The organism is Ferrimonas sediminum, assembly GCF_900100175.1.
In the GTDB taxonomy this organism is placed as follows: domain Bacteria; phylum Pseudomonadota; class Gammaproteobacteria; order Enterobacterales; family Shewanellaceae; genus Ferrimonas; species Ferrimonas sediminum.
Map to the genome: position 1 here is coordinate 1 of NZ_FNEM01000009.1, position 25,243 is coordinate 25,243.

At 55.9% G+C, this 25,243-nt stretch carries 19 protein-coding genes; 7 read left to right on the plus strand and 12 right to left on the minus strand.

The window, feature by feature from the left end; all coding sequences use genetic code 11:
* Positions 1-205 precede the first annotated feature (205 nt).
* The 4 genes from ushA to BLT77_RS11370 form a co-directional block, all read right to left on the minus strand.
* Positions 206-1,936 (minus strand): bifunctional UDP-sugar hydrolase/5'-nucleotidase UshA, encoded by a 1,731-nt coding sequence (gene ushA, locus BLT77_RS11355; protein ID WP_090365388.1) that lies wholly within the window; start codon positions 1,934-1,936, stop codon positions 206-208.
* 165 nt (positions 1,937-2,101) lie between these two features.
* Complete coding sequence (locus tag BLT77_RS11360; RefSeq protein WP_090365389.1) at positions 2,102-4,744, minus strand: endonuclease; 2,643 nt, start codon at positions 4,742-4,744, stop codon at positions 2,102-2,104.
* Between the two features lie 72 nt (positions 4,745-4,816).
* Complete coding sequence (locus tag BLT77_RS11365) at positions 4,817-8,005, minus strand: ExeM/NucH family extracellular endonuclease (protein ID WP_090365390.1); 3,189 nt, start codon at positions 8,003-8,005, stop codon at positions 4,817-4,819.
* A gap of 34 nt (positions 8,006-8,039) precedes the next feature.
* Positions 8,040-9,092 carry a hypothetical protein gene (locus tag BLT77_RS11370; protein ID WP_090365391.1) on the minus strand — a complete coding sequence of 351 codons (1,053 nt, stop codon included), beginning with the start codon at positions 9,090-9,092 and terminating at the stop codon, positions 8,040-8,042.
* Between the two features lie 631 nt (positions 9,093-9,723).
* On the opposite strand from BLT77_RS11370, the gene BLT77_RS11375 reads away from it, so the two are divergent.
* Together BLT77_RS11375 and rbsK are read left to right on the plus strand one after the other, a co-directional pair.
* Complete coding sequence (locus BLT77_RS11375) at positions 9,724-9,867, plus strand: YoaH family protein (protein WP_090365392.1); 144 nt, start codon at positions 9,724-9,726, stop codon at positions 9,865-9,867.
* Positions 9,868-10,064: 197 nt separating this feature from the next.
* The gene (rbsK, locus tag BLT77_RS11380; RefSeq protein ID WP_090365393.1) at positions 10,065-10,994 is read left to right on the plus strand and encodes a ribokinase; all 930 of its coding nucleotides are present in this window, start codon (positions 10,065-10,067) and stop codon (positions 10,992-10,994) included.
* Between the two features lie 6 nt (positions 10,995-11,000).
* On the opposite strand, the gene BLT77_RS11385 is transcribed toward rbsK, so the two are convergent.
* The 6 genes from BLT77_RS11385 to BLT77_RS11410 form a co-directional block, all read right to left on the minus strand.
* A complete protein-coding gene (locus tag BLT77_RS11385) occupies positions 11,001-11,162 on the minus strand; it encodes a DUF2986 domain-containing protein (protein WP_090365394.1) in 162 nt (53 codons plus the stop codon).
* A gap of 99 nt (positions 11,163-11,261) precedes the next feature.
* Positions 11,262-12,392 carry an ABC transporter permease gene (locus BLT77_RS11390; protein ID WP_090365395.1) on the minus strand — a complete coding sequence of 377 codons (1,131 nt, stop codon included), beginning with the start codon at positions 12,390-12,392 and terminating at the stop codon, positions 11,262-11,264.
* Positions 12,389-13,123, minus strand: a complete 735-nt coding sequence (locus tag BLT77_RS11395; RefSeq protein ID WP_090365396.1) for an ABC transporter ATP-binding protein — start codon at positions 13,121-13,123, stop codon at positions 12,389-12,391. Before BLT77_RS11395 ends, BLT77_RS11390 begins: the two co-directional genes overlap by 4 nt.
* Positions 13,120-14,598 (minus strand): alpha/beta hydrolase, encoded by a 1,479-nt coding sequence (locus tag BLT77_RS11400; RefSeq protein WP_176819295.1) that lies wholly within the window; start codon positions 14,596-14,598, stop codon positions 13,120-13,122. The genes BLT77_RS11395 and BLT77_RS11400 overlap by 4 nt, the downstream gene beginning before the upstream one ends.
* Before the next feature lie 224 nt (positions 14,599-14,822).
* Positions 14,823-15,356, minus strand: coding sequence for a response regulator transcription factor (locus BLT77_RS11405; RefSeq protein WP_090365398.1), 534 nt, complete (start codon positions 15,354-15,356; stop codon positions 14,823-14,825).
* Positions 15,337-16,605 (minus strand): sensor histidine kinase, encoded by a 1,269-nt coding sequence (locus BLT77_RS11410; RefSeq protein ID WP_090365399.1) that lies wholly within the window; start codon positions 16,603-16,605, stop codon positions 15,337-15,339. Before BLT77_RS11410 ends, BLT77_RS11405 begins: the two co-directional genes overlap by 20 nt.
* Positions 16,606-16,932: 327 nt before the next feature.
* Here BLT77_RS11410 and BLT77_RS11415 point away from each other — a divergent pair, with 327 nt between their 5' ends.
* The 4 genes from BLT77_RS11415 to BLT77_RS11430 all read left to right on the plus strand — a co-directional run bounded on the left by BLT77_RS11415 (position 16,933) and on the right by BLT77_RS11430 (position 21,130).
* Positions 16,933-17,205: a hypothetical protein gene (locus BLT77_RS11415; protein WP_090365400.1), complete on the plus strand. Its 273-nt coding sequence runs from the start codon at positions 16,933-16,935 to the stop codon at positions 17,203-17,205.
* A 145-nt stretch (positions 17,206-17,350) separates the two neighbouring features.
* Positions 17,351-18,154, plus strand: a complete 804-nt coding sequence (locus BLT77_RS11420; RefSeq protein WP_090365401.1) for a DUF2189 domain-containing protein — start codon at positions 17,351-17,353, stop codon at positions 18,152-18,154.
* Positions 18,155-18,454: 300 nt separating this feature from the next.
* Entirely contained in the window at positions 18,455-20,284 is a 1,830-nt protein-coding gene (locus BLT77_RS11425) for a cytochrome c3 family protein (RefSeq protein WP_143026622.1), read from the plus strand.
* 60 nt (positions 20,285-20,344) lie between these two features.
* Positions 20,345-21,130 carry a helix-turn-helix transcriptional regulator gene (locus BLT77_RS11430; RefSeq protein WP_090365403.1) on the plus strand — a complete coding sequence of 262 codons (786 nt, stop codon included), beginning with the start codon at positions 20,345-20,347 and terminating at the stop codon, positions 21,128-21,130.
* A gap of 101 nt (positions 21,131-21,231) precedes the next feature.
* Here BLT77_RS11430 and lon read toward each other — a convergent pair whose 3' ends face one another.
* Positions 21,232-23,625 carry an endopeptidase La gene (gene lon / locus BLT77_RS11435; RefSeq protein ID WP_090365404.1) on the minus strand — a complete coding sequence of 798 codons (2,394 nt, stop codon included), beginning with the start codon at positions 23,623-23,625 and terminating at the stop codon, positions 21,232-21,234.
* Between the two features lie 86 nt (positions 23,626-23,711).
* Positions 23,712-24,617, minus strand: coding sequence for a LysR family transcriptional regulator (locus BLT77_RS11440; protein WP_090365405.1), 906 nt, complete (start codon positions 24,615-24,617; stop codon positions 23,712-23,714).
* A 127-nt stretch (positions 24,618-24,744) separates the two neighbouring features.
* On the opposite strand from BLT77_RS11440, the gene BLT77_RS11445 reads away from it, so the two are divergent.
* On the plus strand, positions 24,745-25,080 hold the full coding sequence (locus BLT77_RS11445) for a DoxX family protein (RefSeq protein ID WP_245709930.1): 336 nt from the start codon (positions 24,745-24,747) through the stop codon (positions 25,078-25,080).
* The last annotated feature ends 163 nt before the right edge of the window (positions 25,081-25,243 follow it).

Below are 25,243 nucleotides of genomic sequence, written 5' to 3' on the forward strand. Positions count from 1 at the left end.
GGAAAGCCCGTCGCCCTTGCGAACGCGAGGGCCCAGTGTCTTCGGGTTTAGAGGGAGAAAGAAAAGCCCAACCAAGTGGTTGGGCTTTGGGGTTTGCTTTGATTGCTCAAAGCGTGTCAGGAGCTGTTTATGCGAGCGATGGCGCCATAGCTTGAGTTAGCTGGGTCTTGGGTCTAAAAAGCCCAGCAAACCGCGCTCATTGGGTTTAGCCACCGCAGCCATAAGGGCTTCTGGAGTTGGTGTAGCGAACATCTTTTGCCCGGTCGTAGTCCATTGGGTTGAGAGACTTATGCTCTTTGATGAACTGGTACAGCATGTCGGCATCGACAAAGCCGGTGTTTCGAGCTTGTTCCAGCTTCGGATACTTGTTTCCGCCCGCGGCGTTGTAGCTGGGGAGAGTAAACCGGTAGGTGTCAGCCAGGTTGAAGGGCTTACCACCAACAGACGTGATATCGACATCTCTGGCGACACAGTCGACGGTCATCTTGATGCCACTGAAGTGGGCAAAGCCACCAGATCCCCGCGTCTTGATGGCTACCTTGGACAGGTACTGCTTCAGGTCGGTACCATTCATCTCGGTCACCGTCACGCTGTTGGCAAACGGTTGTACCTTGAGCACATCGCGATAGCGGATGGGGCCTTTTTCGATGGTGGTGCGAATGCCGCCTGAGTTCATGATGCCGAAGTCGGCAGGCACAGGAAGCTGAGTCTGGGCGTGGGCGATCATGATTCCCAGGGGCGTGGCCTGATAACGCACGACCTTACGCTTGCCGATGAAATCCTGCTCCGCGACCCCAATCTTCTCTTTCAGCTTTTGCTGGCCCTTGTTCTGGTAGGGACGCAGCAGCTCGAGGGTTTCCGGATCTCGGGTGGTCAGCATCTGAAACGGGTACATGGAACCGAATTTGGTGGCTGTGTTCACCGGAACCAGTTGGTAGTTTGCCAGATGCAGCTCACCACCATAGTATTCAAAATCGGCGCGGCCGACGTACTTGCCCCACTCGTAGGCTTGCATGACCCAGGTACCATTTTGGCGATCCGGTTTACAGGCTTCATCGCGGCCGTAATCCTCTACGTACTCACCAGTCTCCCCCTCCATACAGACAGGCAGTTGTGAGTGGCCGCCAATGATCGCCTGAACCTGACCTGGCTCAAGGCTTTGCGCCAGTGCGACATCCCCCGGCGCGTTGCTGCCATGGTCGCCATTTTCGTAATGGCCCATGTGGGTAAGACCAAAGACCAGATCTGGATGGTGCTTCTGTTCGAGTTCCGCCAGAATGCCCTTTATCTCCTCCTGTGGAGAAGTAAATTTCAGGCCCTGTACGAACTCAGGGTTACCGATCTCGGCGGTCTGCTCTGTGGTCAAGCCGACCACGGCCAATTTCAACCCCTGGACTTCAAACAGTTTGTAGGGTTCGAAGTAGAGTTGCCACTCACCGTCGACCTGGCGATAGATGTTGGCTGCCAGCCAGGGAAAGTTGGACCAGTCCCGCTGCTTATCCACGATGGTCGTTGGGTTGTCAAACTCATGGTTACCCACGGCCATGGCGTCATAGCCGAGGTGGTTCATGCCGATAAAATCGGGTTCTGCATCCTGGAGGTCAGATTCAGGAACGCCGGTGTTGATGTCGCCACCGGAGAGTAGCAGTACCTCACCACCCTGTTCGGCAACCTCCTTACGGATGCCATCGATGACAGTCTTCCGCGCTGCCATACCATATTCACCCCTTTTGCTGTGCCAGAAACGGCCGTGGTGGTCATTGGTATGCAGCAGGGTGAAGCGCTTGCAATCATCGCCGGCGGCTACGCAGGCGGGTGATGCTGTTACCTTTGGGGCCTCTTCCTCCTGTTTCTTACCACAGCCGGTTAACGCCAATGCAAGGGCGAGGGCTGAGCCGGTAAGGAGCAGGTTAGAAGGATGAAGTGAACGATTCATGGTAATCCTTCAGTATTCAGATACAGCGTTGCTGCTTGTCTTGGGGTTGGTTCTCTCATGGAAGAGAGCGCAATGAGCCCAAGGCGAGACAGAAGGCAACGCCTGTTCAATTAAAAAAAGCAGCACCCAGAGTGCTCTCGGTGCTGCTTTTATTGGCTTACCGGATTAGGCCCGGCGGCGACGCCACATCAGTGGCAGCAGCAGGGCGATGAAACCGCCGAAGCTACCGGCACCATCAGGCTCAACCCAGCCAGCTTCCTCGGTGTTCTGAACGTCGATGCTAACCGTAGTTTTAAAGCTGTCATCGTCGTTGCTGGCAGTCAGCTCAAACACCAGAGCCTGGTTGATGTCTACCTTAGGAGAGGTAACGTCAAGCTTCAGGCCAGAGGCAGTGAACTCTGCAGCGGCACCGGACACCTGCTTCCAGCTGTAGCTCAGGCCTTGTGGCTCATCGGTAATCACAGCGGTGATGGTGGTGCTGTCACCTTCAGTCAGCTTGGTGTTGCCATCGAAGCTCACGTCCAGGGTCAGAGGCACGTTGGTCACCGGCAGGTTAATTACTTCGCTGGTTTCCAGAACGCCATCGCTCACGGTGAGGGTGAACTTCAGTGCTGTATCGGCATCAACCATCGGTGCTGTCAGGGTCAGAACCGCACCGGTGCCAACAACGGTTTTCTCATCACCCGAAGTCTGTTCCCAGCTAAAGGTCAGGGTCTGGCCTTCGCCGCCAACGGTGGCAGAAGCGTCCAGAGTGAAGCTGGCACCTTCGGCTACGGTCTCAGGAGCCGTTACCTTGACTTCGACATCCAGGGCCGGGGTTACGGGATCGCCACAGACATCGCCATACACCTGTTGCACCAGCTCTGGGCGGTCGATGAAGGGGTTACGGTTGCCCTGGTAGGCATAAACCGCATCGTTACGGCTCTGCTCATAGCTATCAACTGGATCCAACGTGTTCCAGGCGTACAGAGTACACAGGGTACCAATCAGCGGAGCGCTATCTTCTTCTGTGGTGGTCAGGCGATCCACAGCCACAAGGTCGGGCATGCCAGTAGTTCCAGTATTGGCACCCTGGTAACGGGTATCCATATACATGATCATACGGGCCACATCACCTTTCACTTCATCGCGAGGTTCCCAGCAGTCGGTGGTGGTATTCAGGTAGTTACCTGTGCCCTGACCGTTGAATTGCACCTCTTCACCAGAGTCACTGCACTCACCGAAGTCGTTGTTGCTTCGTTTAGTGTTAATGCCGGGATCTGCCGGGCGCAGGTGGTGGGCATCGGTGTAGCCCCACTGGGACTCGTTCGGGAAGCCATGGCTCTTGGCCCAGACGTGCTCACGGTTCCATTTGCCTGCACCACTGCCACTGGTCTGGTTGTCGTGCTTGGAGATGGAGGCGCCGGTATAGATCTCGATAACGTTCTTATCGTTGCCGGGATCCTGGTCGGCGTAGGTCAGTGCCGTCCACACCTGTTTGTAGCTCAGTTGCTTGTGGCCTGCTGCGATGATGGTCGACAGCGCGGTTTTGAGCTCTTCAGGGGTACTGAAGTCACCGTTCAGTGCGTCAGAGTAGTACTCATCGCTGTTGAAGGTTTTAGGATCGGCAACCGGAGTCAGGGTTTCGCAACCTGTGCAGGGATCGGTAGGTTCGGGATCCGGATCGACCGGGGTATCGCCGCAAGCGCCTTCACCCGGGCAGCCAAGGCCATCGGAGGTGTTTTGATCAAATACCGCCCACTGGTTATCGGCGCCAGGGAAGTCAGCGTCGGCAACGGTATCGCCGGCAGCGACACTGGCTTTACGACGCAGGGTCTTTTCGGCGGTGGAGAAGTCGCTATTGTTAGGATCGGTCCAGGCAGAGCCCGGGTCTACGCCAAACTTGCCTAAGCGATCGATAACCACATCATTTTTGGTCAGAACCAGCGCATCGTCACCGTTGAACCAGGTGACTGAGGAGGCGGTGCCGATTTTGAATGCGTCGTCGGCACCGGAGTTGTGGAAGACGATGCTTTTGCCAGCTTCCAGGGTGCCAGACAGAGTTTCAGATCTGTCTGCATTGAAGTCTGTGCTGCCATTGCTATACAGAGTGATCTGATAGTTGTCGTCATCCAGGTTGATGGCGCTGCCACCCACGTTGGAGATCTCGACCGCCTTATTGCTGCTGCTGCCTTCAACGTATTCGGTAATCAGCAGTACACCGGGTGTTGCTTCAGAGCTACACGCACCTTCACCCGGGCAGCCAAGACCATCGGAGGTGTTTTGGTCAAATACCACCCACTGGTTATCGGCGCCAGGGAAGTCAGCATCGGCAACGGTATCGCCGGCAGTGACACTGGCTTTACGACGCAGGGTCTTTTCAGCGGTGGAGAAGTCGCTATTGTTAGAATCGGTCCAGGCAGAGCCCGGGTCTACGCCCAGCTTGCCGAAGCGATCGACAACCACATCATTTTTGGTCAGGACCAGGGCGTCGTCACCGTTAAAGTAGGTGATGGTCGATTCAATGCCCACTTTAAACGCCTCGTCGGCGCCGCCGTTGTGGAAGACAAGGCTCTCACCTGCAGCCAGAGTGCCGGTCAGAACTTCGGTTGCGCTGACGTCGGTGCTGCCATTGTTGTAACGAAGCAGTTTGTAGTTTTCACCGGCTAGGTCAATCGCGCTGCTGCCAAGGTTGGAAAGTTCAACGGCTTTATTGCTGCTGCTGCCTTCAACGTATTCGGTGATCACCAAGTTGGCGTTGGCGGCAGTAGAGACGGTGCCGAGAAGCATGGCAGTTGCCGCGGCAACTGCGCTGATTTTAATCGTCATAATGGTATCTCTTTTCAATCCAGGACTCGAAGCGCACTGCCTTAAGGCAGGCGCTTCATTGTCGAGATAAACTTATTTGCGGATGCGACGACGCAGTGCCGCCAGGCCGAATAGGGACAGCATGCTGATAAAGCCGGTGCTGCCGCCGCTGCCATCGCTCTTTTCTTCAACGATGTCGGCAACCAGCGAATCGCGGCTGGAGACTTCGATCTCAAAGGATTTGCTGGAGCCAGCTACTACTTCGCCGTTGCGCTTCAGTGAAACCGTGGCGTGGTAATAGGCGGATGGGGCACCAAACACTTCGAAGGTCACCATGGTTTGGCCATCCTCTGTCAGCACCACGTTGGGCTCGACCATCTGGCTCAGATCCAGGTTGGCTTCATCGTCGGTTGGGCTCAGTTTGATGGTGGCAACGTCACCTTCCAGGGCACCGGCATCGGCAGGAACCTGATAGGGCACCTTGATCAGTTTTCTCAGCTTGGGCAGAACCAGAGCGTGGCCTGGATCGGCTTCGCCCGGCTTGTAGCTCAGAGTGATCAGCGCTGGATCGTGGTCAGAAGAGCGGTAGATGTCTGCGTTGTAGAATTTGTGCTCACCACCGGTGATGGTGCCTTTGTACTCATTTTTGTAGTCATACAGGCTCGCTTCGGCGGCATTGATGTGCCAGTCGGTGGCATCAACCACACGATCTTCCAGAGAGGGAGAGATCAGGATGTGGTCAAGAGAACCCACTTCATCGTTGTAGGAGAAGCTCCACGGAGTCTTGCCTTTCTCTTCGAAGAACTTGCCAACGATATCAACGTAACCGTAGGTCTTGGTGATGGTTACGGGAGCGCCGCTTTCGTTGAACTGAGGCTTGTAGCCGAGGAAGGTATGGCTGGCGGTGACCAACGTCTTGTTGCGTGGGTTTTCAGTCAATACCAGCAGGGGATCTTCCTTGCCGTAGGCATTCAGGTCACCGAGGATGATCTTGTCACCAGGAATCTCTTCCATCTCTTCACCCAGGTGAACTGCGCCGGCAACACGGAACTCGGAACAGGAGCCTTGGCGATCCAGGTCAGGTGCTTCGCGGTTATTCCACTCGGTGGCATCACCGAACTCAACGCCTTGCCAGTCTTCCCAGCAGGTAGAGCCTTTAGACTTGAGGTGGTTCACTGCCAGAGTCAAACGTTTACCGGTCTGGTTAATCACGAAAGTCACTACCAGGGCATTACGGTGATAGTTCTGGCCGTTTTCCAGGATCTCTTTATTCTGATCCTTGATCACCTCACCGTTGTCGTTAACGATGGTGGGTGCTTTCTGCTGAGGCATTGGGATAACGCGGGTGCGTTCGATGCTCATCATGCTTGGGCGGTACATGATACCGGTAGCAATCGCATCGGCGCCAATGGCGTCCAGTTCATCCAGCACCTGGTTGCCGTTGTGGTCGAAGCCAACGAACACGTAGCGGTTCTCGGTAGAGGTGGGGCCGTTGTAATCACGCGCCCGCTCGTCCACATACTCGATGTTAACCTGGTTAACCATCTCGGCGATGGCGCTGTTTTCGCCAAAGCCGTTGTTCTCCATCTCCATCAAGGCCAGAACGTCGGCATCCAGGGCTCGGATGGCTTCTACCAGCTTGGTTCTCTGATGGATGAACTCATCGTAGGTCTGGGCTCCGCGGCTCTGACCAAACTGGTTGTTGTCACCACCGAAGGGAGAGTTGAAGAAGTTGAACAGGTTTTGGCTGGCAACGCGGACTGGGAAGTGATCCTTCTCCACGGCCTCGGCCAGTGCAGGACTGGTGGAGCGGGGGAGGTTATGGATAAAGTTGTTACCGTTCAGCTGGTTGGTAACGGTCAGGCTGAAGTCAAGCTCGTTCTTACCCGTGGCGTTGTCCAGTGCAGTTTCGTACTGGCTGATGACGCCTTCCATGCCAACGACACTGTCATCGATACGGATGTAGTCTTTGTGCGGGTTGGTGTTAAAGTCTGCGTAGTAGGGAAGCTCGTTGTTACGAGAGACCGTGGCGCTTTCGATGACCAGTCGATAGTCGTCGTTTTGATCTGCGGCGGCTTTAGATTCAGGGCTACCGGCAACATGCAGGTGGTTGGGTTGCACGTTGGGGCGGGTGTAGGCCACAACCATATTGTTGCGGTTTTTCCCCGTTGAGCTCGGCAGGTAGTTATAGCTGAAGGTGCGAGACACCCGCATGTCCTGGTTACCGTCCGTGAGCGGATCCAGGTCTTCGGTCAGGCTGACCAGCATGCCTTCATAACGCTCCAGAGTGTTGTCAAAGGAACCTTTGTCGGCTTCCATAACCTCGATGGGGGTTACGTTGGTTGCAGTAAAGTTGGAGTCGGTGACTTCCCACTTGTCGGCGGCCAGTTGAGTCTGACCTTCAAATTCAGCCACTTCACTGCCCAGGCACACGGTTCGGCCGAGCAGTTGGCTGTCGGCGCTGCCGCTTTTCACGAAGATGCCGTCAGAGGTCATGGGGTCGTTATCGGAGATCAGGTCTCGAATGTAGAAACCTTTAGCGGGTACGGAAACCACAGCGGTAACCACACCCTTGACAGCAACCGTTTGTCCTTCCAGAGGTGACGTGCTGCCGCTGCCTTGAATGACACTGATGTCGGTCAGGTTTTCACAGACGAAAGGCACGTATGCCTCGGCATAGTTTGGGGTACCCATGGTGGCGGTCGTCAAGGGAGAGGTCGCTACCCACTGGGAGGCATCGAAATTGGCAGACTGAGTCGGCGCATTGCCATCTTCGGCCAGCCGGCGAACCAGGGTGGTATCGGGTGCCCAAACGGAACCGTCATTCTCACCACCGACACGGTCGATAACGGTATTGCCGTTTTTGAGGTAGAAGCCGTCGTTACCGGTCATGTACAGATTGGAGTACGAGGTATCGGGATCGCCGGTGGCAACGACAAAGGTGCCGCCGTTGTCGGTGATGGTTTTCTTGTACTCGTCGGAAACACCGTTGCTTAATACAACCAGTGATTTACCAGCCTCAATGCTCAGGCCGGTCAGGATTTGATTGCCGTCGGCATTGAGCAGTTTGTTGTCGTATTTACCGTTGCCGCGGAGGAATGCGGCAACGTCGTCAGTAAAGGTATAGGCGTCGGTGGCGTGGGTGTTGGTGATCTCTACAGAACCAAACTCCGTTCCGCCGTCTTTTTGCACCATTTCGGTGATCAGCAGATCTTCAACGGCGGCGTGGGCGCCAACGCTGATTACGCTGGCAACGGCCAGCGAGAGGATACTTTTATTCATAGCAAACTCTGTATGTAGTTAATTCGGACTCGGATTAGAAGTACATGCGCGCGTAGGCGTAGCCGGCTTCAGGGGCTTCGCCGAAGCGGCCTTCCAGGGACAGAACAATGTCTTTGGCCGGGCGGTAGTTGAAGCCCACACTTCCCCAGCGGCGTTCTTTGCCGTACTCCGCAGGCTGGTCGGTGTAGTCGTAATTCGGGCCGATCAGATCCCAGCCTTCATACTCTTCGTGGTTTGCTGAAGCGATGATTTCCCATTTTTCATTGAGATCGTATTTGCTGGTGAGGGTTAAACCGTAGTTGCGGAAGGTTTCATAACCCAGGTAAACGTCGCCGCTCTTGCGGGTGGCCAGGTCTTCATCTTCCAGGAAGCCGTTGAAGCCAAAGGCCAGTTTAGGCATCACCTGCAGACGTACGCCCAGGCCAACTTGCTGTTGCTCGCCATACTTGGAGATGCCGTCGGAACCACCGCGGGTTTCCAGGCCAACTACCACGGACAGGAAGTCGGACATCCAGCCAACATAACCGTTGACGATGTCGCCCTGCAGGGCACCGCTCTTGTGTTCACCCTCATAGGAGTAAGAGGCACCCAGGATGAGGTGATCGAAATCGGCCTGGTACTTAACGGTGTTTTCCTGATCGCCGGCTTCACCGGTTTCAACCGACTTGTTGAAGGTGAAGTCACCAAAGTGATCGTAATCATCAAAGGCGGTATCGGTCAGGCCCAGTTCAATCCACTGGTGGTCGGTAAAGGCGTAGCCGATGTACATCTTATCGATGGCCAGTTCGAATTCGCCATCGCCACCCAGCCAGTTACGGCGTTGGTAGTCCAGCTCGAGCCGATAGCGGTATTTACCACGCTGGCCTTCCATGCCCATGGTGGCGAAGCTGTCGTCGACGTACCCTTTGGTATCGTAAAATTCATCGTGGTTGTAATCGGGGTTGGTATCGATATGACCCCCAACACCAACTTCCCCATATAGGCGAGCGTAATCCCCAGCATCATTGAGCTCGAAGGTTACAGCGTTGACTGAACCTGCGCTAAATAAGGTGGCGAGGGCGATTGCAACGGTTGTTTTTTTTAACATTGCCTGTATTTCCGTTTGATAACATTCAACCCGTAGCGTGTAGGCTGAATTTATATTTAAGGTTGGTTTTCAGTAATACTTAATTCGCCAAATACTTAAGAAGGGGGAGTGGCATACGCCAGCGAAATCGCTTTCATCTTTGGAATGTAGTTCATCAGTTAGACCCGTTTTTATTGTAAATTGCCGCTCAACTTTAACTTATTACTGTTTGATATTTGTTACTATTTTGCATGATTGGTGATCTTGATCACATCGGCAAAATAACTATTCAACACAAGCTTCAAATACTGTGTATTTATGCACAAATAGTCACTTAACGGGGAAAATAAATAACTTCAATTTGTAATTTTTTGGCGTATTGGTTTTTGATGTTCATTTAAATAAAGTTCACGTGAACCGGTTGGCTTAAAGTTGTTCGTATTGCTTGATGTTTATTCGACTTTTACTTGGTGTCGAGCGGAAAATGATCGTGACAGGCTGAAATTAAGCCGTATTGTCAACCAGAGGTGGGGGAGCGATGTCGATTGGAATTGTCGATAGTCTAAACTGGTGGGGCATCAGGACGGTTCCGGTCACTGGTATTGAGCCCTGATTGAGGTAAAATGCTGCTCTACGTACCGAGGAGTAAATCATGTCAGAACTGTTGGGCCTGACCCATGAAGAACAGCAGCAAGCGGTAGAGCGGATTCAGGAGTTAACCTCTGAAGGGATGGCCATGGCTGAAGCGATACAGATTGTGGTCAAAGAGCTTAAGCAGAGTAAAGGTCAGCCATAACACCAGCCGTCAAGGGATAAGGGGCTTTGCAGGTGCCCAGCGGTGATCTGTGATGCCGGTAACGCCGTGGGAGCGGCTACCTTTCTCTATCCAGTTCATTCAATTTACACTTTATACTCACACCCCTACCGTGCACCTGTTAGGCCTAGACCATTTGCAGTCCGTGCCTTAACCACCGTTTTTTGTTGGAGCAATCGATGGCTACACTCACCGTTCTTGGCAGCATCAATGTCGATCATGTAATGCAGGTGGCGGCCTTTCCCCGTCCCGGTCAGACTATTGAAGCGCAGCACTATCAGGTCATTGGTGGCGGTAAGGGCGCCAACCAGGCCGTTGCAGCCGCCAGGCTGGGAGGACAGGTGGCCATGATCGGTTGCATTGGTGACGACCCTATTGGCGCCCAGTTGACTCGAGAGTTTGCGGCCAACGGACTGGACGTGTCGGCGATTACCACGGTGCCCGGTGAAGCAACCGGGCTGGCGATGATCTATGTGGATGACAAGGGTGAAAATAGCATTGGCATCTGGCCGGGAGCCAATGGCTGCCTGAGCCCACAACTGGCACTGGCGCATCGAGAGTTAATTGAGCAGTCGCAGCTGCTGCTGATGCAACTGGAAACGCCGATTGACACTCTGATCGAGGCGGCAGCAATCGCCAAGGGCGCCAACACCCGGGTGGTACTTAATCCGGCTCCGGCGAAAGCACTGCCCGAAGCACTGCTGCACCATGTTGATATCATCACGCCCAATGAAACCGAAGCGGAGCAACTGACAGGCATTGCCGTGAACACTTTGACGGATGCGGATCACGCGGCTCAGGCGCTGCACCAGAGATTTGGCATTGATCTGGTTCTGATCACCATGGGCAAACGTGGCGTATGGCTGAGCCAGGGCGGGCAGGGGCAGTTGCTGGCCGGTTTTGAGGTTAAGGCGGTGGACACCACTGCGGCCGGCGATACCTTCAACGGCGGTTTTGTTACCGCGCTGCTGGAAGGACAGTCGATCATCGATGCCGTGGCGTTTGGGCAGGCTGCTGCTGCGATGTCGGTCACCCGGGTCGGGGCGCAAAGCTCCATTCCTACGCGGGATGAAGCTCAGGCGCTGATCAACACTCGCTCGTCGCTCTGACGGACGTTACTCGGCGCCGGCCTCGGAGTCAGGCTGAGCGTCGATCTGTTGTTGCTGTTCACGCTCACCCTTAGGGATGTATTTGGGCTTTTTGTTGGTGCTGGTCTTGGCAGCGGCCCGCTTGGCTTTCTTTTTTAAAATCGAGTTAATCTTTTTCTTGCGGTTCATTGGGGTCATCCACGGCTGCATTGGGCGGCTAAGTGTATCCACTGGGCCGCTCAACGCAAGAAAAACCGGCGACGTCGAGTGACTGTCGCCAGTCAAAGCTCACAGCGCAAACACCACTTTCTCACTTTTTAAAGCCCGGACATTGGCCCAGAACAGCAAAGCCGATAACGTCAGTGTGCTCAGCGTTGCCCAAGCCAGCTGAGACAGGGGCAAAGGTTCGCCTTTGAGCATTTCGGTAAATGCCAGCTGCTGTCCCGATATCGGCAGCCACTTGAGGACGTCGGTAAACAGATCAAACACCGGTGCCATGATCATGGCGGTGGGCAGCATCAGAATGATGGTCAGATAGGTCTGCGCCTCTTTGAAGGATTTGGCAAAGAAGGACACATACAGCTGCAGCGTGGCGGCAAATAGGCCGATGGGCAGGCACACCACCACGATGATCAGCGCCGAGGCGGGATCGAAGTTGAGGCTGAAGCCCAGCTCCTGCCAGGGTACCTGGGAAAACGCCAGTACCGATATCACCAGAGTCAGCAGCAGGCCACCGATGGAAAACAGGGCGACGGCGCCGGCTTTGGCAGCGACAATCTCGGCGGTGGCGATGGGCTGGCACAGCAGCAGCGCCAGGGAGTTGCGTTCCCGCTCTCCGGCACTGGTATCGATGGCCACATTCATGCCGGAGAAGAACAGCGACAGCATAATGGCCAGCAGCAAGCCGCCAAGAATAATCCCGGCTTTGGATTGGTTGGTTGACTGATCTTTCAGCCTGAGCTGCAGGGGCTGTATAACCTTGGGGTTGATGCCTCGGGCGATGAGGCGGATGGCAGCCATTTCGGCGGAATAGGCATCGATGACCCGGCGTATCTGACTCAGAGGCTGCTGCAGATCCTTGTTCGAGCTGTCTGCCGTCAGCCACACCTGTGCCGGCACCCCTTTTGTCATCTGCTCGGGGTAGGCTGAAGGAATGGTCAGGGTGAGGTCGATGGCGTCGTCGCCGTCAACAATGCCGGCGCTGGCCAGGAAACGGACGAGGTCAGGGGCATGGCTGGCGCCCTCAATGCTGATGACGACTTGCGGTTTTTCGGACACATCATGAATCACCGACATGAAGATGGCGGCAAAAATCAGCGGCGTGCTTAAGGAGTAGGACATGGCTGCCATGATGGAGCGGCGATCCCGAATCGCATCGGTTAACTCTTTAACCAGCAATATCCAGATTCTGCGCATCATGCCGCTATGCCCTCGTCGGTGCCAATCAGCTGAATGAAGGCCTCCTCCAGGCTGGCTTGTCCGGTCAGTTGGCACAACTCCTCCGGGCTGCCCTGAACAATAAGCCGGCCCCGGGCCATGACGATAACCTGGTCGCACAGTGCCGCGACTTCCTGCATCACATGACTGGAGAACAGGACGCAGTGCCCCTGCCGTTTCAGATCGTTCAGAGTCTGCCTTAGAATGCGGGTACTCATGACATCCAGGCCGCGGGAGGGCTCATCGAGTACGATGTTGTCCGGTTGATGGACGATGGCCTGGGCCAGGGCGGTTTTCATGCGCTGACCCTGAGAAAAGCCTTTGCAGGGGCGATCGGCGATGTCCTGCATCTGCATTCGGGAGAGCACCGCCTCCACTGCGGTATGGGCCTGCTTTGAGCCCAGGCCGTTGAGAGTGGCAAAGTAGTGGATGTATTCCCTGGGTGTCAGCCGTTCATACAGGCCGAACGGGTCGGGAAATAACCCCAGGGCGCGTTTTGCCGCCATCGCCTGCCGTTGCACGTCCAGACCGTTCACCAGTGCCAGGCCCTCGTCGGCCTTGAGCAGCCCGAACAGGGTTCGCAGTGCCGTGGTTTTACCGGCGCCGTTAGGGCCAAGCAGCCCGGTTATCTGGCCATTCTCTGCCTTGAAACTCAGTCCGTCCAGAGCCTGGACCTGGCCAATCTTTTTCTTCAATCCTTTGACTTCAATCATTCGGTGGCCTCGCGAGGGGATTCGACGGAGTTGGCGTTCAGGTAGAAGGCGCGATGGGTATCCAGAGACAGGCACTCGCTATCCAGTTCCTGAGGCGACCCGGTTTCAATCAGTTGCTGAATCAGCCTGGGCGCGCAGGTCTGAAATGCAACTCCGTGGGTGGCATGGGGAGCAATCAGGTGGCTGCTGTTTCTGAGCCCGGCCTGGGCCAGGACCCCCCAGGAGGGCGGCGTCGCCGGGTCTTTCTCTCCAGACAGCAGCAAAGTGGGAATGTCGCTGTCGATCGCCTGGCTGAATGCGGCCTCGGGCTCGGCGGTACCCCAGACGGGGCAGGCGCGTTGAAACAGGTCTACCATGTTGGCGGCAAAGGCAGAGCTGTGTTTGAGCTGCTGCTTTTGTTGGGCGCTCACTCTTGGCCAGTCCTCCTGACAAATCACCGACAGGTGCATGCCCATGGCAATGCCGAAGTTTGACTCTGTCTGTTGCATCCCCAGCAGCGGCTGAAAGTTATTCCGTGCGGCGGCGTGTATCACCAGTGGAATCAGGCTGCGACTGGTGGGGGAGTAGAGCGCCATTCTCAGTGCTGACAGGAATTTGTTGCGGGTGACCACAAAGGTGGCCGGTTGCGCCGACAAGGGATCGGTGACCGACAGGGTCACAGGCTTGGCCTGAAGACGTCGCTGAACGTTCGCCAGATCGGCACTCAGACTGGGAAAGCTACGGTGGCAGTCTGGTGAGTCCAGGCACTCCCGCAATAACTGATCCAACGCCCGATTCACCGCATAGCCAATGGTGAGCACCGATTGCTGCATCGGCACCACGCCGTCCAGGGTGACGGTTTCCAGGGCGTCCGGGTGGTGGCGCATGTACAGTTGGGCCATGCGGGTGCCGTAGGAGATGCCATACAGGTGCCAGCGGGTGATTCCCAGCGCCTGTCGCACGAGTTCGAAATCCTCTAGGGCATGGCGACTGTGGTACTGACTCACATCGGCCTGCTGCTGCGAAAGACACTGTTGAATCAGAGCCGCCAGATCCAGTTTGCTGTCGTCCTGTGCCAGGGGCGCCACCGAGGTGTCTTCATCGCACAGCAGCGGGTTGGAGCGGCCGGTACCGCGTTGATCGATCAGAATCAGATCCCGGCTCTGGCGAATTCGGGCAAAGACCTGTTCAAACAGGTCGGCATCGTCCAGCGCAGATTGACCCGGGCCACCGGTAATCACCAGCAGGGGGGCTTTCCCAGGAGACGACTTGATCGCTGCGATACGGGCAAAATGGATAGGAATCCGGGTCTTGTCGGGTTCGTTGTAATCTTCCGGCACGCTCAGCACGCCACACTCGACCTGCTCGGACAGGCCGTTAAGATAACAGGGGCTCAGGCTGGCGGCCCTGGCGCCGGGTCCCCATAACGAACCCAGCAGCAGCAGGCAGAACACACCGCGCAGGGCGTTGATAGAGGGCCGGGTGGTGGCGGTCATGGTGCAGTCCTTTTGCATGCAGCGTAAGCGGCCGCTGAGAGATGAATCCATCGCCAAGCTACTGGTGCCCCGGTGAGGAGTCAACCGGCTGCGGCAAATTGTCACAGTTTCCGGGAAAGCATTTGGCGAATGGACCTGTTGCCCAGACACTGAGGTTGGTGATGGCACAGTCAGGTTGTGCCTTACCCTCCTGCAACAAGGATATTCTCTGTGTTAGCCGGCCATCATCGATGCGCCGGCTTTTTTTGCAGCTTACGTTGCAGCGTGCGCCGGTGCATTCCCAGCGCCCGTGCGGTGGCGGAGACGTTGCCATCGTGGGCACTGAGGGTCTGTTGAATGTGCTCCCACTCCAGTCGTTCTGGCGACATGGTGGCAAACTCGTCCGTTTCGGCGATCTCCAACTTAGGATCCGGTTCATCGGTGAGCGCTTTGAGCAGGGTATGGGTGTCGGCGGGTTTGGCCAGGTAATGATCCGCCCCCAGCTTGATGGCTTCGACCGCCGTGGCGATACTGGCAAACCCGGTCAACAATACGATGCGCCCCTGAGGCAGGCTTTGCCTAAGCGGTGTCAGCAGCTCCAGGCCATTTTCGGATGCCAGTTTCATATCGAGCAGCAGGTGAGAGGGTTGCCACTGTCGGGCCTGTAACAGCGCCTCGGTTGCACAGTGCGCCACTCGGGTCTCGAACCCCTGCTTTTTCATTCTACGCGACAGGGCGTTGGCGAAGGCCTCGTCATCTTCAACGATCAGTAGTTTCATCGGGACCGGGTTCCAGTTGCAGGGTGATATCGGCGATGGCTCCGCCATCCGGGTGATTGCTCAGCGCCAGGCGGCCGCCCAAGCGTTCAAAGCTAGCGCTGGAAAGTACTAGCGCCATGCCCATGCCTGAGTCACTGCTTTGCAGAACGTCACCGAGGCGGGCCAGGCGCTGTTCTTCGACACCGGGGCCATGGTCGCGAAGGCTCAGTCGCAGCTGCCCTGACTCGGTATACGCGCGCAGCTCTAAAATCTGATGGCCGGTCTTGGTGTTGGCCTGGGCACTGTTTTGAATCAGGTTGAGCAGGGCGGGCAGCAGCATGGCATCGGTCTGAATCTGCCCCTCCAGCTCGGCGGCTTGCAGTCGCAGCGTCTGTTCAGGGAAGTGCAGCAATACCGCATCCTGCAACTGCGCGATCAACTCGTGGCAGGGCAGAATCTGATGTTTGCCTTCCCGAATGGCACTGGCCAGGGTACGAAAATAGCTCAGGTGGCTGGCGGTTTGCTGAAGCGGATGGGCCATCTCCTGCACCGCCTCCTCTTCCGGGTAGCTGTCTTTGAGTTCATCATACAGCAGTTGCAGCGTGCTCAACGGTGTTGCCAGTTGGTGGGTGACCTGGGCCGATGCGATGCCCAGAGCCAGTAACTGTTCCTGCCGCAGTTGTTCTTCTCGTTGTTGCGCTACCATCCGCTCCCGGTCGGCGATCATCCTGGCCATGGCGCCGACGACCAGGGCGATGACCAGCGCAGAAATAAAGAAGTTGGCGCCCATGAATACAAAGTGCTGCTTCATGTCCATCATATGCATGGCATGTTCCGGCATGGTTAGCAGCAGATAGCTGTAAGCGGCTACGGCCAGCAAGGTCACCAATCCCAGTAAGCGGATGCCAAGGCTGACGCCGGCAAACACAATCGGCAGCAGTAGCAGGGAGACGAACGCGTTGGTGGCGCCGCCGCTGGCATTTAAGATCAGGGTCAGGAAGGCCAGGTCACTCAGTATCTGTCCTAACATGGCGGCGGTGCTGACCATGGTTTTGTGGCGGTAGCGGATCAGGCTGACAATATGAAATACGATCATCAGGCTGATGATCGGGATCAGCTCTATGTATCCGGTTGCCTGCTCGGTGAGCAACCCGGCGACGGGCAGCAGCAGAGCCAGTGCTGCCAGCGCAAAGGTTCGAAACACCAGCAATCGCTGAATGGCAGAAGCTCGCTTGAGATCCCACCAGTGAGGGGGGTGACTGCCTGGCATTGTATGATCCTGATATTGGGGCGATTTGTACTTAGGAAGAAAGCTACCACGAAGGCAGGCGCTCGCCAATGGCCCTAAGGCTCAGTCGCTTGATGAAACTCCCCTTTTTTAAAATGGCCGCATCGGTTTGGAGCTGGTGCCTCGGGTCACCGCTGAGGCAGGGGGCAGTTTGGTCATTGTCCGCTGCGCAGCATTCAATGGGTTCATCACCTCGGCTTATTATCAGCAAAATTAACTGAGGATTTTAGTCGGGAATTTTGTTAATCTGGTGGCTGAGCGCTTCAAGATATCTGTTTGTTTTCATATTGTTGCGCCAATGTTGATTAAATGAGCGATCAAATCTGTGGGGTTCTGCTGAGCAAGGGGGGAGAGATGAGTTTCAGCAATCTGTTTGGTGCCCATCCTTTATTGGGATTTGCAGTGGTGATGTTTATCGTGACCTTTTTCGTTTCCCGAAAGAAGGTGCGTTCACCTCTGGCCTGCGCCATTGTGGGAGCTTTCTCAGCCTTTATTCCGCCTTTGGCGATCGTCTTTTTGGTGTATTTCTCTCTGAAAGCCGAGTTACCCGAGTATCGGGCAGACCGTCCTAGAATCAACTGAAAGTCTGATCGAAACTTCACGCCTGTTCGTAATCACTCCATCTACAGCGACTATGCTGAAAGTTGAGGGGCGATCGCCGTTTTCCAGATCGGCGTGCCTCGAAACTTGAAAGCGAGATGGGCTGTTGGCCCGTAAGGAGTGAGTTATGCCTCAGACTGCGCCTGTCCCCAAGAGCGGATCTCGAGCTCCAACCCGCACACCGGCCTTTGCCCGGGTGATCCCTCATAATCAATTATCCTATCGCGATCCCCTCCATTGGCTGCACCTGGCTTTGAGGGATGTGGTCGCGGCGCCCTCAGTCAGCCTGTTTTATGGCATGGTCTTTACCTTGGCCACCTTTGCCATCTGGGTGGCGGTGTTGCTGCAGGGCACCCATTTGGTGATTATTCCCTCGCTGGTGGTGTTTATGCTGGTAGGCCCCTTCTTGGCCACCGGGCTGTATGACGTCAGTTGGCAGCTTGAGCGAGGGAAAAAGCCGAATCTGTTCCATTCGATGCGGGCGATCCGCCGCAACCGGGTGTCGGAGTGGGGGTTTGCCATTTTACTGGCGGTAATGATGATTTTCTGGATGCGGGTAGCCGCCATGGTTCATGCCCTGTACCCACTTAATCAAGATGCCCATTTTGAACAGTTCCTGCCTTTCTTAAGCCTGGGCACCCTGTTTGGTGCGCTGTTTACCGCCACCGTCTTTGCGTTGTCGGCGTTCTCTATTCCGGTGATGATGGAGCGACGGGTGGACATGATGACGGCCATCAGCACCAGCGTCAGTGCGGTGTACCACAATGCCGGCGTGATGGTGGTGTGGGCGGCCATCATCGGTGCCGGAGTGGCATTGGGGTTTGCCACCGCCGGCCTCGGAATGTTATTGATTATGCCGATTCTCGGCTACGCCACCTGGCACGGTTACATTCGAACCATTAAGACCAAGCGTCCTCGTCGATTTGAGTAAATCAAGTGGCTCTTGCTAAGCCGCTCCCCTGAATCGCGGCCTCCTTTAGCGGGGCCGCCGCTGTCTTGTCATAACACACTTTATGTGGTCTTAACGGTAATGCCCCCGGTGAGTGTGCATCGTTTTGGCGAGGGTGTATTGTAGCATTGTCGCTGGTACTTCGGTTTTTGACCTGAGGCCGGACGGGTGTCACATCTTGCTTTGCCACTGTCAAATCTGCCAGTGTTCCCACCTACCAACTCCCTATTCTGACCTTGCCGTATTTACAGCAAGGATAAGATGATGATTAAGAATAAATTAATGATAGTGAGTTTGGCCTGCGGCCTGGCATTGACCGGTTGTGGCAGTGATGATGGCGGTACTGTACCTGTGCCGCCGGAAGTCACGCCACCCGACATTATAAAGCCGGAGTACGTGTTCGGTGGCCCCGGTGAGGATGAACAAAAACTCAACAAGGTGATTCAGATTGCCATTGTGAAAGGCTTTTCGCCGCTGGATGCCAAGATGAGTAAGGCTGAGGTCCAGAAACGGGCCGCCAGTATCGACGTCGAAGGGGTAGTGCATTCAAAAATGGTCGAGGATGCCGCCAAGAGAGGGCTGAAGGTAGACTATCTGTTGCCCCCGACGGCCATCAATATGGCGGGGGTCAAGATTGATACGCTGCGCCCGGAGCTGTTTGCCGAGGGGCGGGGGTCGGTGCTGGACCTGCTGATGTGGGTATCTGAGAAATACGACCTGGACATTCAGATAGAGAAGGATGACGCCCTCAACACCCACTTTGTGACGTCCATTGAAGGGATTGAAGGCCTGCCGGAAGCGGTGGACCAGCAGCACCTGGGGGAAACTCAGGGTCAGGGCTGGAAGTACCTGGTGGGCCCCAGTGTCTGGGAAGCCAAAAAAGAGGGCAGTTACGAAGCCGATCATAATTACTACAAGGAGGAGGAGATCTACTTTCGCATGGATCACCATCCGCTGAAGAATGAGATGAGCATCGTGTTGGTTCCGGCTCAGCCAGGTGAGATGGAGATTCGTAAGCGCAAGTACCGTAAGGAGATGGAGCGGTTGGCAGCCAACGGTGGCAAGGTGATCGTGCCGGAGATCGTGATCGACTTTAAGCCAGCCAAGTACTCGGCTACCGGTGAGATCCTGGTTCCGAATCAGCGGGCGGTGTTCAAGAACATTGAAGTAACGGCCCACAACCTGCGTACCGATCTGTACCAGCCCGGTGTGATTACCGAACTCGATGCCTGGCTGTCACTGGTGGAGCAGCGTCCCGATCTGAAGATCGATTGGAGCTATTGGCCACGGCTGAGCACCAATTCCAACGTTCAGGGTTATGTGGCCACCGCCATCAGCTTCAATGGCCGGGACGATCTGGGCAACATCGTTAACGAAACCTACACCAATAACGGTTCCTGTGGTTTCGTGCATCACACCGGTGAGTGGGAGAACTACATGGACTCCGGCGCTCAGAACGGCCTATACCAGTGGGTGATGTGTTCAGCCCGCACCGATATGGGCGGTGATGAGTATCGCAACGCTTGTTATGGCAAAGTTCCTGGCGTACTGGGGTATCGTGCCCACCACTATGGTGCCGGTGAGGAGTTTGAAAACCACAACCCCAAGGGACGGGGTTACATGAAGTTCGGTTTGCCCTTCGGTGGTAACGATCCGCACCTGACCGGGGATGCGATGATCATCTATGGCCCCGAGTACATCAACTATATTGGTGCTGCTTTCGGTAACGGTTATGGTAACCAGCAGTCTACCTCTGGCTGCGATGCCGAAGCGCCTGAGATCGACCCCAACCGCATCAAGGATATCAGCAAGGCCCGGGCACCTCTGACCGAGTCGCACTTCGGTTGGAAGCTGCCTGATTGCAGCACCTGTCACAATGCCGCCAACAGCCACGTGGTTGAGGAGATGGCCCCCTGGGAGTGCGCCGAGTGCCACGGCAACAACGGTGCGCCGGCCAGCCACGGTGAGCTGCTGACCTGTGGGTTCTGTCACGCCAAGACCTTGGAGAAACATGGCGACGCCTATTCCACCAAGGACGATTACTACAGTGAACAGACCCGATTCAAAGAGCCGGAAAGCTGTCTGACATGTCACATAGACAAGGGAGAGTAGACTGAGTAAAAACGATTGAGAAAGAGGGGCCGGCAGGCCCCTTTTACTGGGGAGAAGATAATGCCTGCACAAAAAATAAACCTGGCCAGTCGCCGGGTGATTGATGACTTTATCCAGCGGCTGGCGGCATTTGAGCTGAGTCGCTTTTACTACACCATAGTGCCTGACAATGAGAGTACCATTGCCGATACCCTAGGATGTTGTAGCACTTTTAATGCCAGTCGGGCGTTTAACCTGAAGCGGATGCGTTTTGCGGTGGCATCCGATGATGCCATTTTGCTGTACCGTGATGAGTTTCTGCGCCGCTTTTCCCGCAGTGATCAGGGCTTTCAGCTTTCAGGACCATCAATCCGAAATCGCAGTAACCCTTACCTGTGGCCCGACGATGCCGAATCTGCCCGAAGAAAAAGCACCCATTTGCAGCTCAAGCAGTTGAAGCAGCGATTTGGTATCGGTGCTCAGCTGACCTTTTATCATCCGGTGGCAGAGCGTCCCGGCTGGCTGGGTATCTTCAATCTGTTTTCTGAGACACAGCGTCAGCAATTGCCGCTGGGCCAGGGGGTGGGGCTGGCGGAGTGTCGTGGCTTACTGTCGGAGTATGCCGATACCTTCAACGCGTTGGCGTTTCGCAGTATTAACCCGCTGGCTAACTTTGGTGTGCTGTCGCCGACCTGCATCCAGATACTGTCCCTGGTGGCTAAGGGGTACTCCAGCGAAGAGATCGGCGAGCAGCTGTACATGAGTGAGCGAGGCGTTAACTACCATCTGGATCGGGCCCGGCAGATCATGATGGCCAGAAATCGCGCCAATCTGGTCAGCAAAGCCTATCTGCATGGCGTGTTGTGACCTTGAGACAGACAACGCAGGCACCCGAAGGTGCCTGTTGGTGTGTGGTGCGGTAGAAAGCTGAATGCATTGATCGTCAGAGACGACAACCCTAATGCGACTCAGTCAAACGCCAGCTTGGCCACCTGGTCAAAATGGCTGACAAAGTGCACCTTGAGCCCCTCTTTGACGTGATCCGGTAACTCCTGATAGTCACCGCTGCACTCTTCCGGCAACAGCACCTCTTTGATCCCCTGACGTTTGGCGGCAATCAGTTTCTCCCGAATGCCTCCTACGGCCAGCACATAGCCATTGAGGGTGATCTCGCCGGTCATGGCCAGGTGCTTTTTCGGTGCCTTGCCCAGGGCCAGCGACAGCAGGGCTGTGGACATGGTGATGCCGGCACTGGGGCCGTCTTTGGGGGTGGCGCCCTCTGGCACGTGCAGGTGTACGAAGCGTTTGTCGAAGTAGTTCTCTTCCACGTCATACTGGCTCAGGTGACTGCTGATAAAGCTGAAGGCGATCTCGGCGGACTCCTTCATCACATCGCCCAGTTGACCGGTCAGTTTTAGGCCCCGGCTTTGCTGGTGGATGCTGTTGGCTTCTACCGGCAGAGTGGCGCCGCCCACTGAGGTCCAGGCCAGGCCGGTGACAATGCCGGTCCCACACAGGGTCTGCTCCGCCTTGAATTTGGCGGGCCCCAACAGCTCAGGAATTGCCTTCAAGCCCAGTGACAGTTTCTGCTGTGGGTCTTGCAGCAGTTTCACCACCGATTTTCGAACCAGTTTTGCCAGCGCCTTATCCAGGCTGCGAACCCCCGCTTCGCGGCAGTAGTCGACCACCACCTTCTTCAGGGCGGCATCGGTAATTTTCAGTTGGCTGCGTTTGACGCCAGCGCGCTTAAGCTGCCTCGGCCACAGGTGGTGTTTACCAATGGCCAGTTTCTCCTCGGCCAGGTAACCGGACAGGTGGATAACGTCCATTCTATCCAGCAGCGGTGCGGGAATGCTGTCCAGGGTATTGGCGGTGCAGACGAACAGGACCTTGGACAGGTCCAGGCGCAGATCCAGGTAGTGATCGAGGAAGTTGACGTTCTGCTCAGGATCCAGGGTTTCCAGCAGTGCCGAGGCGGGGTCGCCCTGATAGCTGCTGCCCATCTTGTCGATTTCATCCAGCATGATCACCGGATTCATCACTTCCGCTTCCTTCAGTGCCTGAACCAGTTTGCCTGGCATGGCACCGATGTAGGTGCGACGATGGCCTTTGATCTCAGCTTCGTCGCGCATGCCGCCGACACTGAAACGGTAGAAGGGGCGATCCAGACATTCGGCGATGGAGCGACCGATGGAGGTCTTGCCGACGCCAGGAGGACCTACGAGCAGAATAATGGAGCCGCTGATTTCACCCTTAAAGGCACCCAGCGCCAGAAACTCCAGAATCCGGTCTTTGACGTCATCCAGGCCGTCGTGGTGTTTGTCGAGAATGGTGCGCGCCTGACTCAACTCCAGCTTGTCGGTGCTGTGTATTCCCCAGGGCATCTGGGTGATCCAGTCCAGGTAGTTGCGACTGACGGCGTATTCCGGTGAGCCGGACTCCAGCACCGAGAACTTCTGCATCTCCTCTTTGAATTTCTTCTCTGCCGCTTCCGGCAGAGTTTTGCCCTGCATGCGGGCGTTAAACTCCTCCAGGTCGGCAGTTTTATCGTCTTTGGCGACGCCCAGCTCTTTCTGGATGACTCTCAGCTGTTCCCGCAGGAAGAACTCGCGCTCGTGTTTGCTGATCTTGCGATTCACCTCTTCGGCAATTTCGCTGTGCAGGCGGGCGGCATCCAGCTCCTTTTTCAGCAGTGCCAGGGTTTTTTCCATCCGTGGCAGCAGCGCCACTTGATCCACCACCTCCTGCAGCAATGGCCCGGGGGCGGTGGTGATGGCGGCGCCGAAATCGGTAAGAGGGGAGGGCTCATTGGGGCCGAAGCGGTTGAGGTAATCTTTCAGCTCCTCCGACAGCAATGGATTGATGGGCAGCAACTCCTTGATGGCGTTGATCAACGCCATGGCGTAGGCCTTGATCTCTTTGCCTTCGCTGTCCTGCTCTGTCTCCGGATAGCTGACATTGGCCAGGTAAGGGTGGCTGGTACTTTCCCAGCTGTCGATGTGCACCCGTTCAATGCCTTCGGCGATGAACTGAATGTCGCCATCATCCCCCTCTTTGACCTGATGAACCCGCACCACACAACCGGTCTGAGGCAGGGTCTGGGGGTTGAATCTCCCCTCCTGATGATCAAAGTCCTCGCTGTAGAACAGCGCCAGCATCTTGTGATCGGTTTCACCCACCGCTTTGAGGGTCTCGATCCAGTCGCCACTTTTGATCAGTACCGGCATGACCTGGGCAGGGAAGAATGGCCGGTTCTGTACCGGCATCACATGCAGTTGGTCCGGTCGCTGCTCTCCGGCAACCACGATGTCGGTAGGTTGGGGTTCGTCGTTGTCGATGACGTCAATATCCTCTTGGTGCATAGCCTGTTTCCAACTGCGTATTCGTATCCATCTTAGATGGGGATGGATTTTGGATTTGCAACCGTGGCGTGTGGTTTTTCCTGCGACTAACACTCGGTAGCTTCGTTAAAGCCCTCAAACAGTTGCTGACGAATCCAGCGGTGGCCATGGTCGTGCTGGCGTCGTTGATGCCACAGTGCCCGAATGGTCAGCGGTGCCAGAGGCACCGGGCTGGGCCGGCTGCTGAGGCCGTACTGACGTTCGCCAATGGTGGCCAGCGATCGGGGTAAGAAGGCGATAAGCGATGAGTCCACCAACAGCGGCAGTTGGGTTTGCAGGTTGTGGGTGATCATGGCTACCCGTCGCCGGGCCTGGCCACCGCTGGCCTGGGATACCGGATCGTTGTGCTCAGCCAGAAGCCCGACAGTGATGTGGGGATAGGCCAGCAAGGACTCCAGCTGCCACTGCTCCAGGGCCGGGTGATTGGCGGCCAGCACGCAGTCGATGGGCTCTTGGACCAGACGTTGCTGCATGAACCGTTCTCGAGCATCCAGGCCGGCGCCGATAATGAGATCGGCCTGATCCTGATCCAGCTTGTCATTGGCTTCAGGCCCCAGGGTATCGAGCTCAAACTGGATCTCCGGGGCCTGCCTTTGGATTCGATTCAACTGCGGCGCCAGATAGGCCTGAACGATGAAGTCATGGCTGAGTATGCGGTACCGACAGCGGATGTTGCCCGGGTCAAACCGGGGTGTGTCAAATAACCGGGTCAGATCCGCCATCAGCGGCTCCAGTTGCCTGCCAAGTTGCTGCGCTCTGGGAGTCGGGGACAGGCCTTTGCTGGTGCGAACAAACAGGGGATCTTCAAAAGCATCGCGCAGGCGGGCCAGGGTGTGGCTCATGGCGGACTGGGTAACATGCATCCGTTTTGCGGCTCGGCCAACGTGGCACTCCAGCAGCAAGGCTTGCAGTGATTTGAGCAGGTTGAGGTCTATATTATTAATGTCATTCATGTCATGTATGTGTCGCGTTGATTGTTAATAATAATGCAGCTTGGGTAGGCTGGTTTCAATCATTGAAGCTGGAGGACAACAACATGCGCGATCATGATGGGGTGACCATGACTGTGGAGAAAGGCCTGTGACTATTTTGACAATGGGGATCTCCGTCCTGCTGGGGCTGTTCTTCGTATTGGCGGGGTCCGTCAAACTAACGGGGTGGCAAAAGCAGGTGTTTGAGATTCAGTTGGGCTATTTTCGCTCATACGGCCTCAATCGAAGCGCCATGGCGGTGGTAGGGGGGCTGGAACTCTGTGGCGCGGCACTGTTGGGGCTGTATCCTGCCGCAGGCGCCTTGTTGCTGGCGGTGGTGAGTGCCGGTGCCCTGAGCTTCCATTTGCGATTCGACACTCTGAAAGAGGGCGCCGGTGCCCTGATTACCCTGATGCTGTCATTGGCTCTGTTGTTGCTGGTGTAATCCGGCCAAGTTGACGCGCGTGTCAGGGCAGGCAGTTTTTGGCGATCATTTTTGCTGTTTCAGTGACTCTGGCTTGAGATTGGTCTTACCTCTTGCAGCGTTTTTGACTGAGATCACGTAAAGGCTCAGCTTATCTTCAACTCAACCCGACGGGTTGGTAGCC

Excerpts from the sequence above, each read along its gene's own strand:
- BLT77_RS11365 (WP_090365390.1), bottom strand. The coding sequence starts at position 8,005 with ATGAATAAAAGTATCCTCTCGCTGGCCGTTGCCAGCGTAATCAGCGTT.
- BLT77_RS11410 (WP_090365399.1), bottom strand. The coding sequence starts at position 16,605 with ATGCCAGGCAGTCACCCCCCTCACTGGTGGGATCTCAAGCGAGCTTCT.
- rbsK (WP_090365393.1), top strand. The coding sequence starts at position 10,065 with ATGGCTACACTCACCGTTCTTGGCAGCATCAATGTCGATCATGTAATG.
- lon (WP_090365404.1), bottom strand. The coding sequence starts at position 23,625 with ATGCACCAAGAGGATATTGACGTCATCGACAACGACGAACCCCAACCT.
- BLT77_RS11440 (WP_090365405.1), bottom strand. The coding sequence starts at position 24,617 with ATGAATGACATTAATAATATAGACCTCAACCTGCTCAAATCACTGCAA.
- BLT77_RS11370 (WP_090365391.1), bottom strand. The coding sequence starts at position 9,092 with ATGTTAAAAAAAACAACCGTTGCAATCGCCCTCGCCACCTTATTTAGC.
- BLT77_RS11400 (WP_176819295.1), bottom strand. The coding sequence starts at position 14,598 with ATGACCGCCACCACCCGGCCCTCTATCAACGCCCTGCGCGGTGTGTTC.
- BLT77_RS11430 (WP_090365403.1), top strand. The coding sequence starts at position 20,345 with ATGCCTGCACAAAAAATAAACCTGGCCAGTCGCCGGGTGATTGATGAC.
- BLT77_RS11375 (WP_090365392.1), top strand. The coding sequence starts at position 9,724 with ATGTCAGAACTGTTGGGCCTGACCCATGAAGAACAGCAGCAAGCGGTA.
- BLT77_RS11395 (WP_090365396.1), bottom strand. The coding sequence starts at position 13,123 with ATGATTGAAGTCAAAGGATTGAAGAAAAAGATTGGCCAGGTCCAGGCT.
- BLT77_RS11420 (WP_090365401.1), top strand. The coding sequence starts at position 17,351 with ATGCCTCAGACTGCGCCTGTCCCCAAGAGCGGATCTCGAGCTCCAACC.
- BLT77_RS11405 (WP_090365398.1), bottom strand. The coding sequence starts at position 15,356 with ATGAAACTACTGATCGTTGAAGATGACGAGGCCTTCGCCAACGCCCTG.
- BLT77_RS11425 (WP_143026622.1), top strand. The coding sequence starts at position 18,455 with ATGATAGTGAGTTTGGCCTGCGGCCTGGCATTGACCGGTTGTGGCAGT.
- BLT77_RS11360 (WP_090365389.1), bottom strand. The coding sequence starts at position 4,744 with ATGACGATTAAAATCAGCGCAGTTGCCGCGGCAACTGCCATGCTTCTC.
- BLT77_RS11385 (WP_090365394.1), bottom strand. The coding sequence starts at position 11,162 with ATGAACCGCAAGAAAAAGATTAACTCGATTTTAAAAAAGAAAGCCAAG.
- ushA (WP_090365388.1), bottom strand. The coding sequence starts at position 1,936 with ATGAATCGTTCACTTCATCCTTCTAACCTGCTCCTTACCGGCTCAGCC.
- BLT77_RS11415 (WP_090365400.1), top strand. The coding sequence starts at position 16,933 with ATGAGCGATCAAATCTGTGGGGTTCTGCTGAGCAAGGGGGGAGAGATG.
- BLT77_RS11390 (WP_090365395.1), bottom strand. The coding sequence starts at position 12,392 with ATGATGCGCAGAATCTGGATATTGCTGGTTAAAGAGTTAACCGATGCG.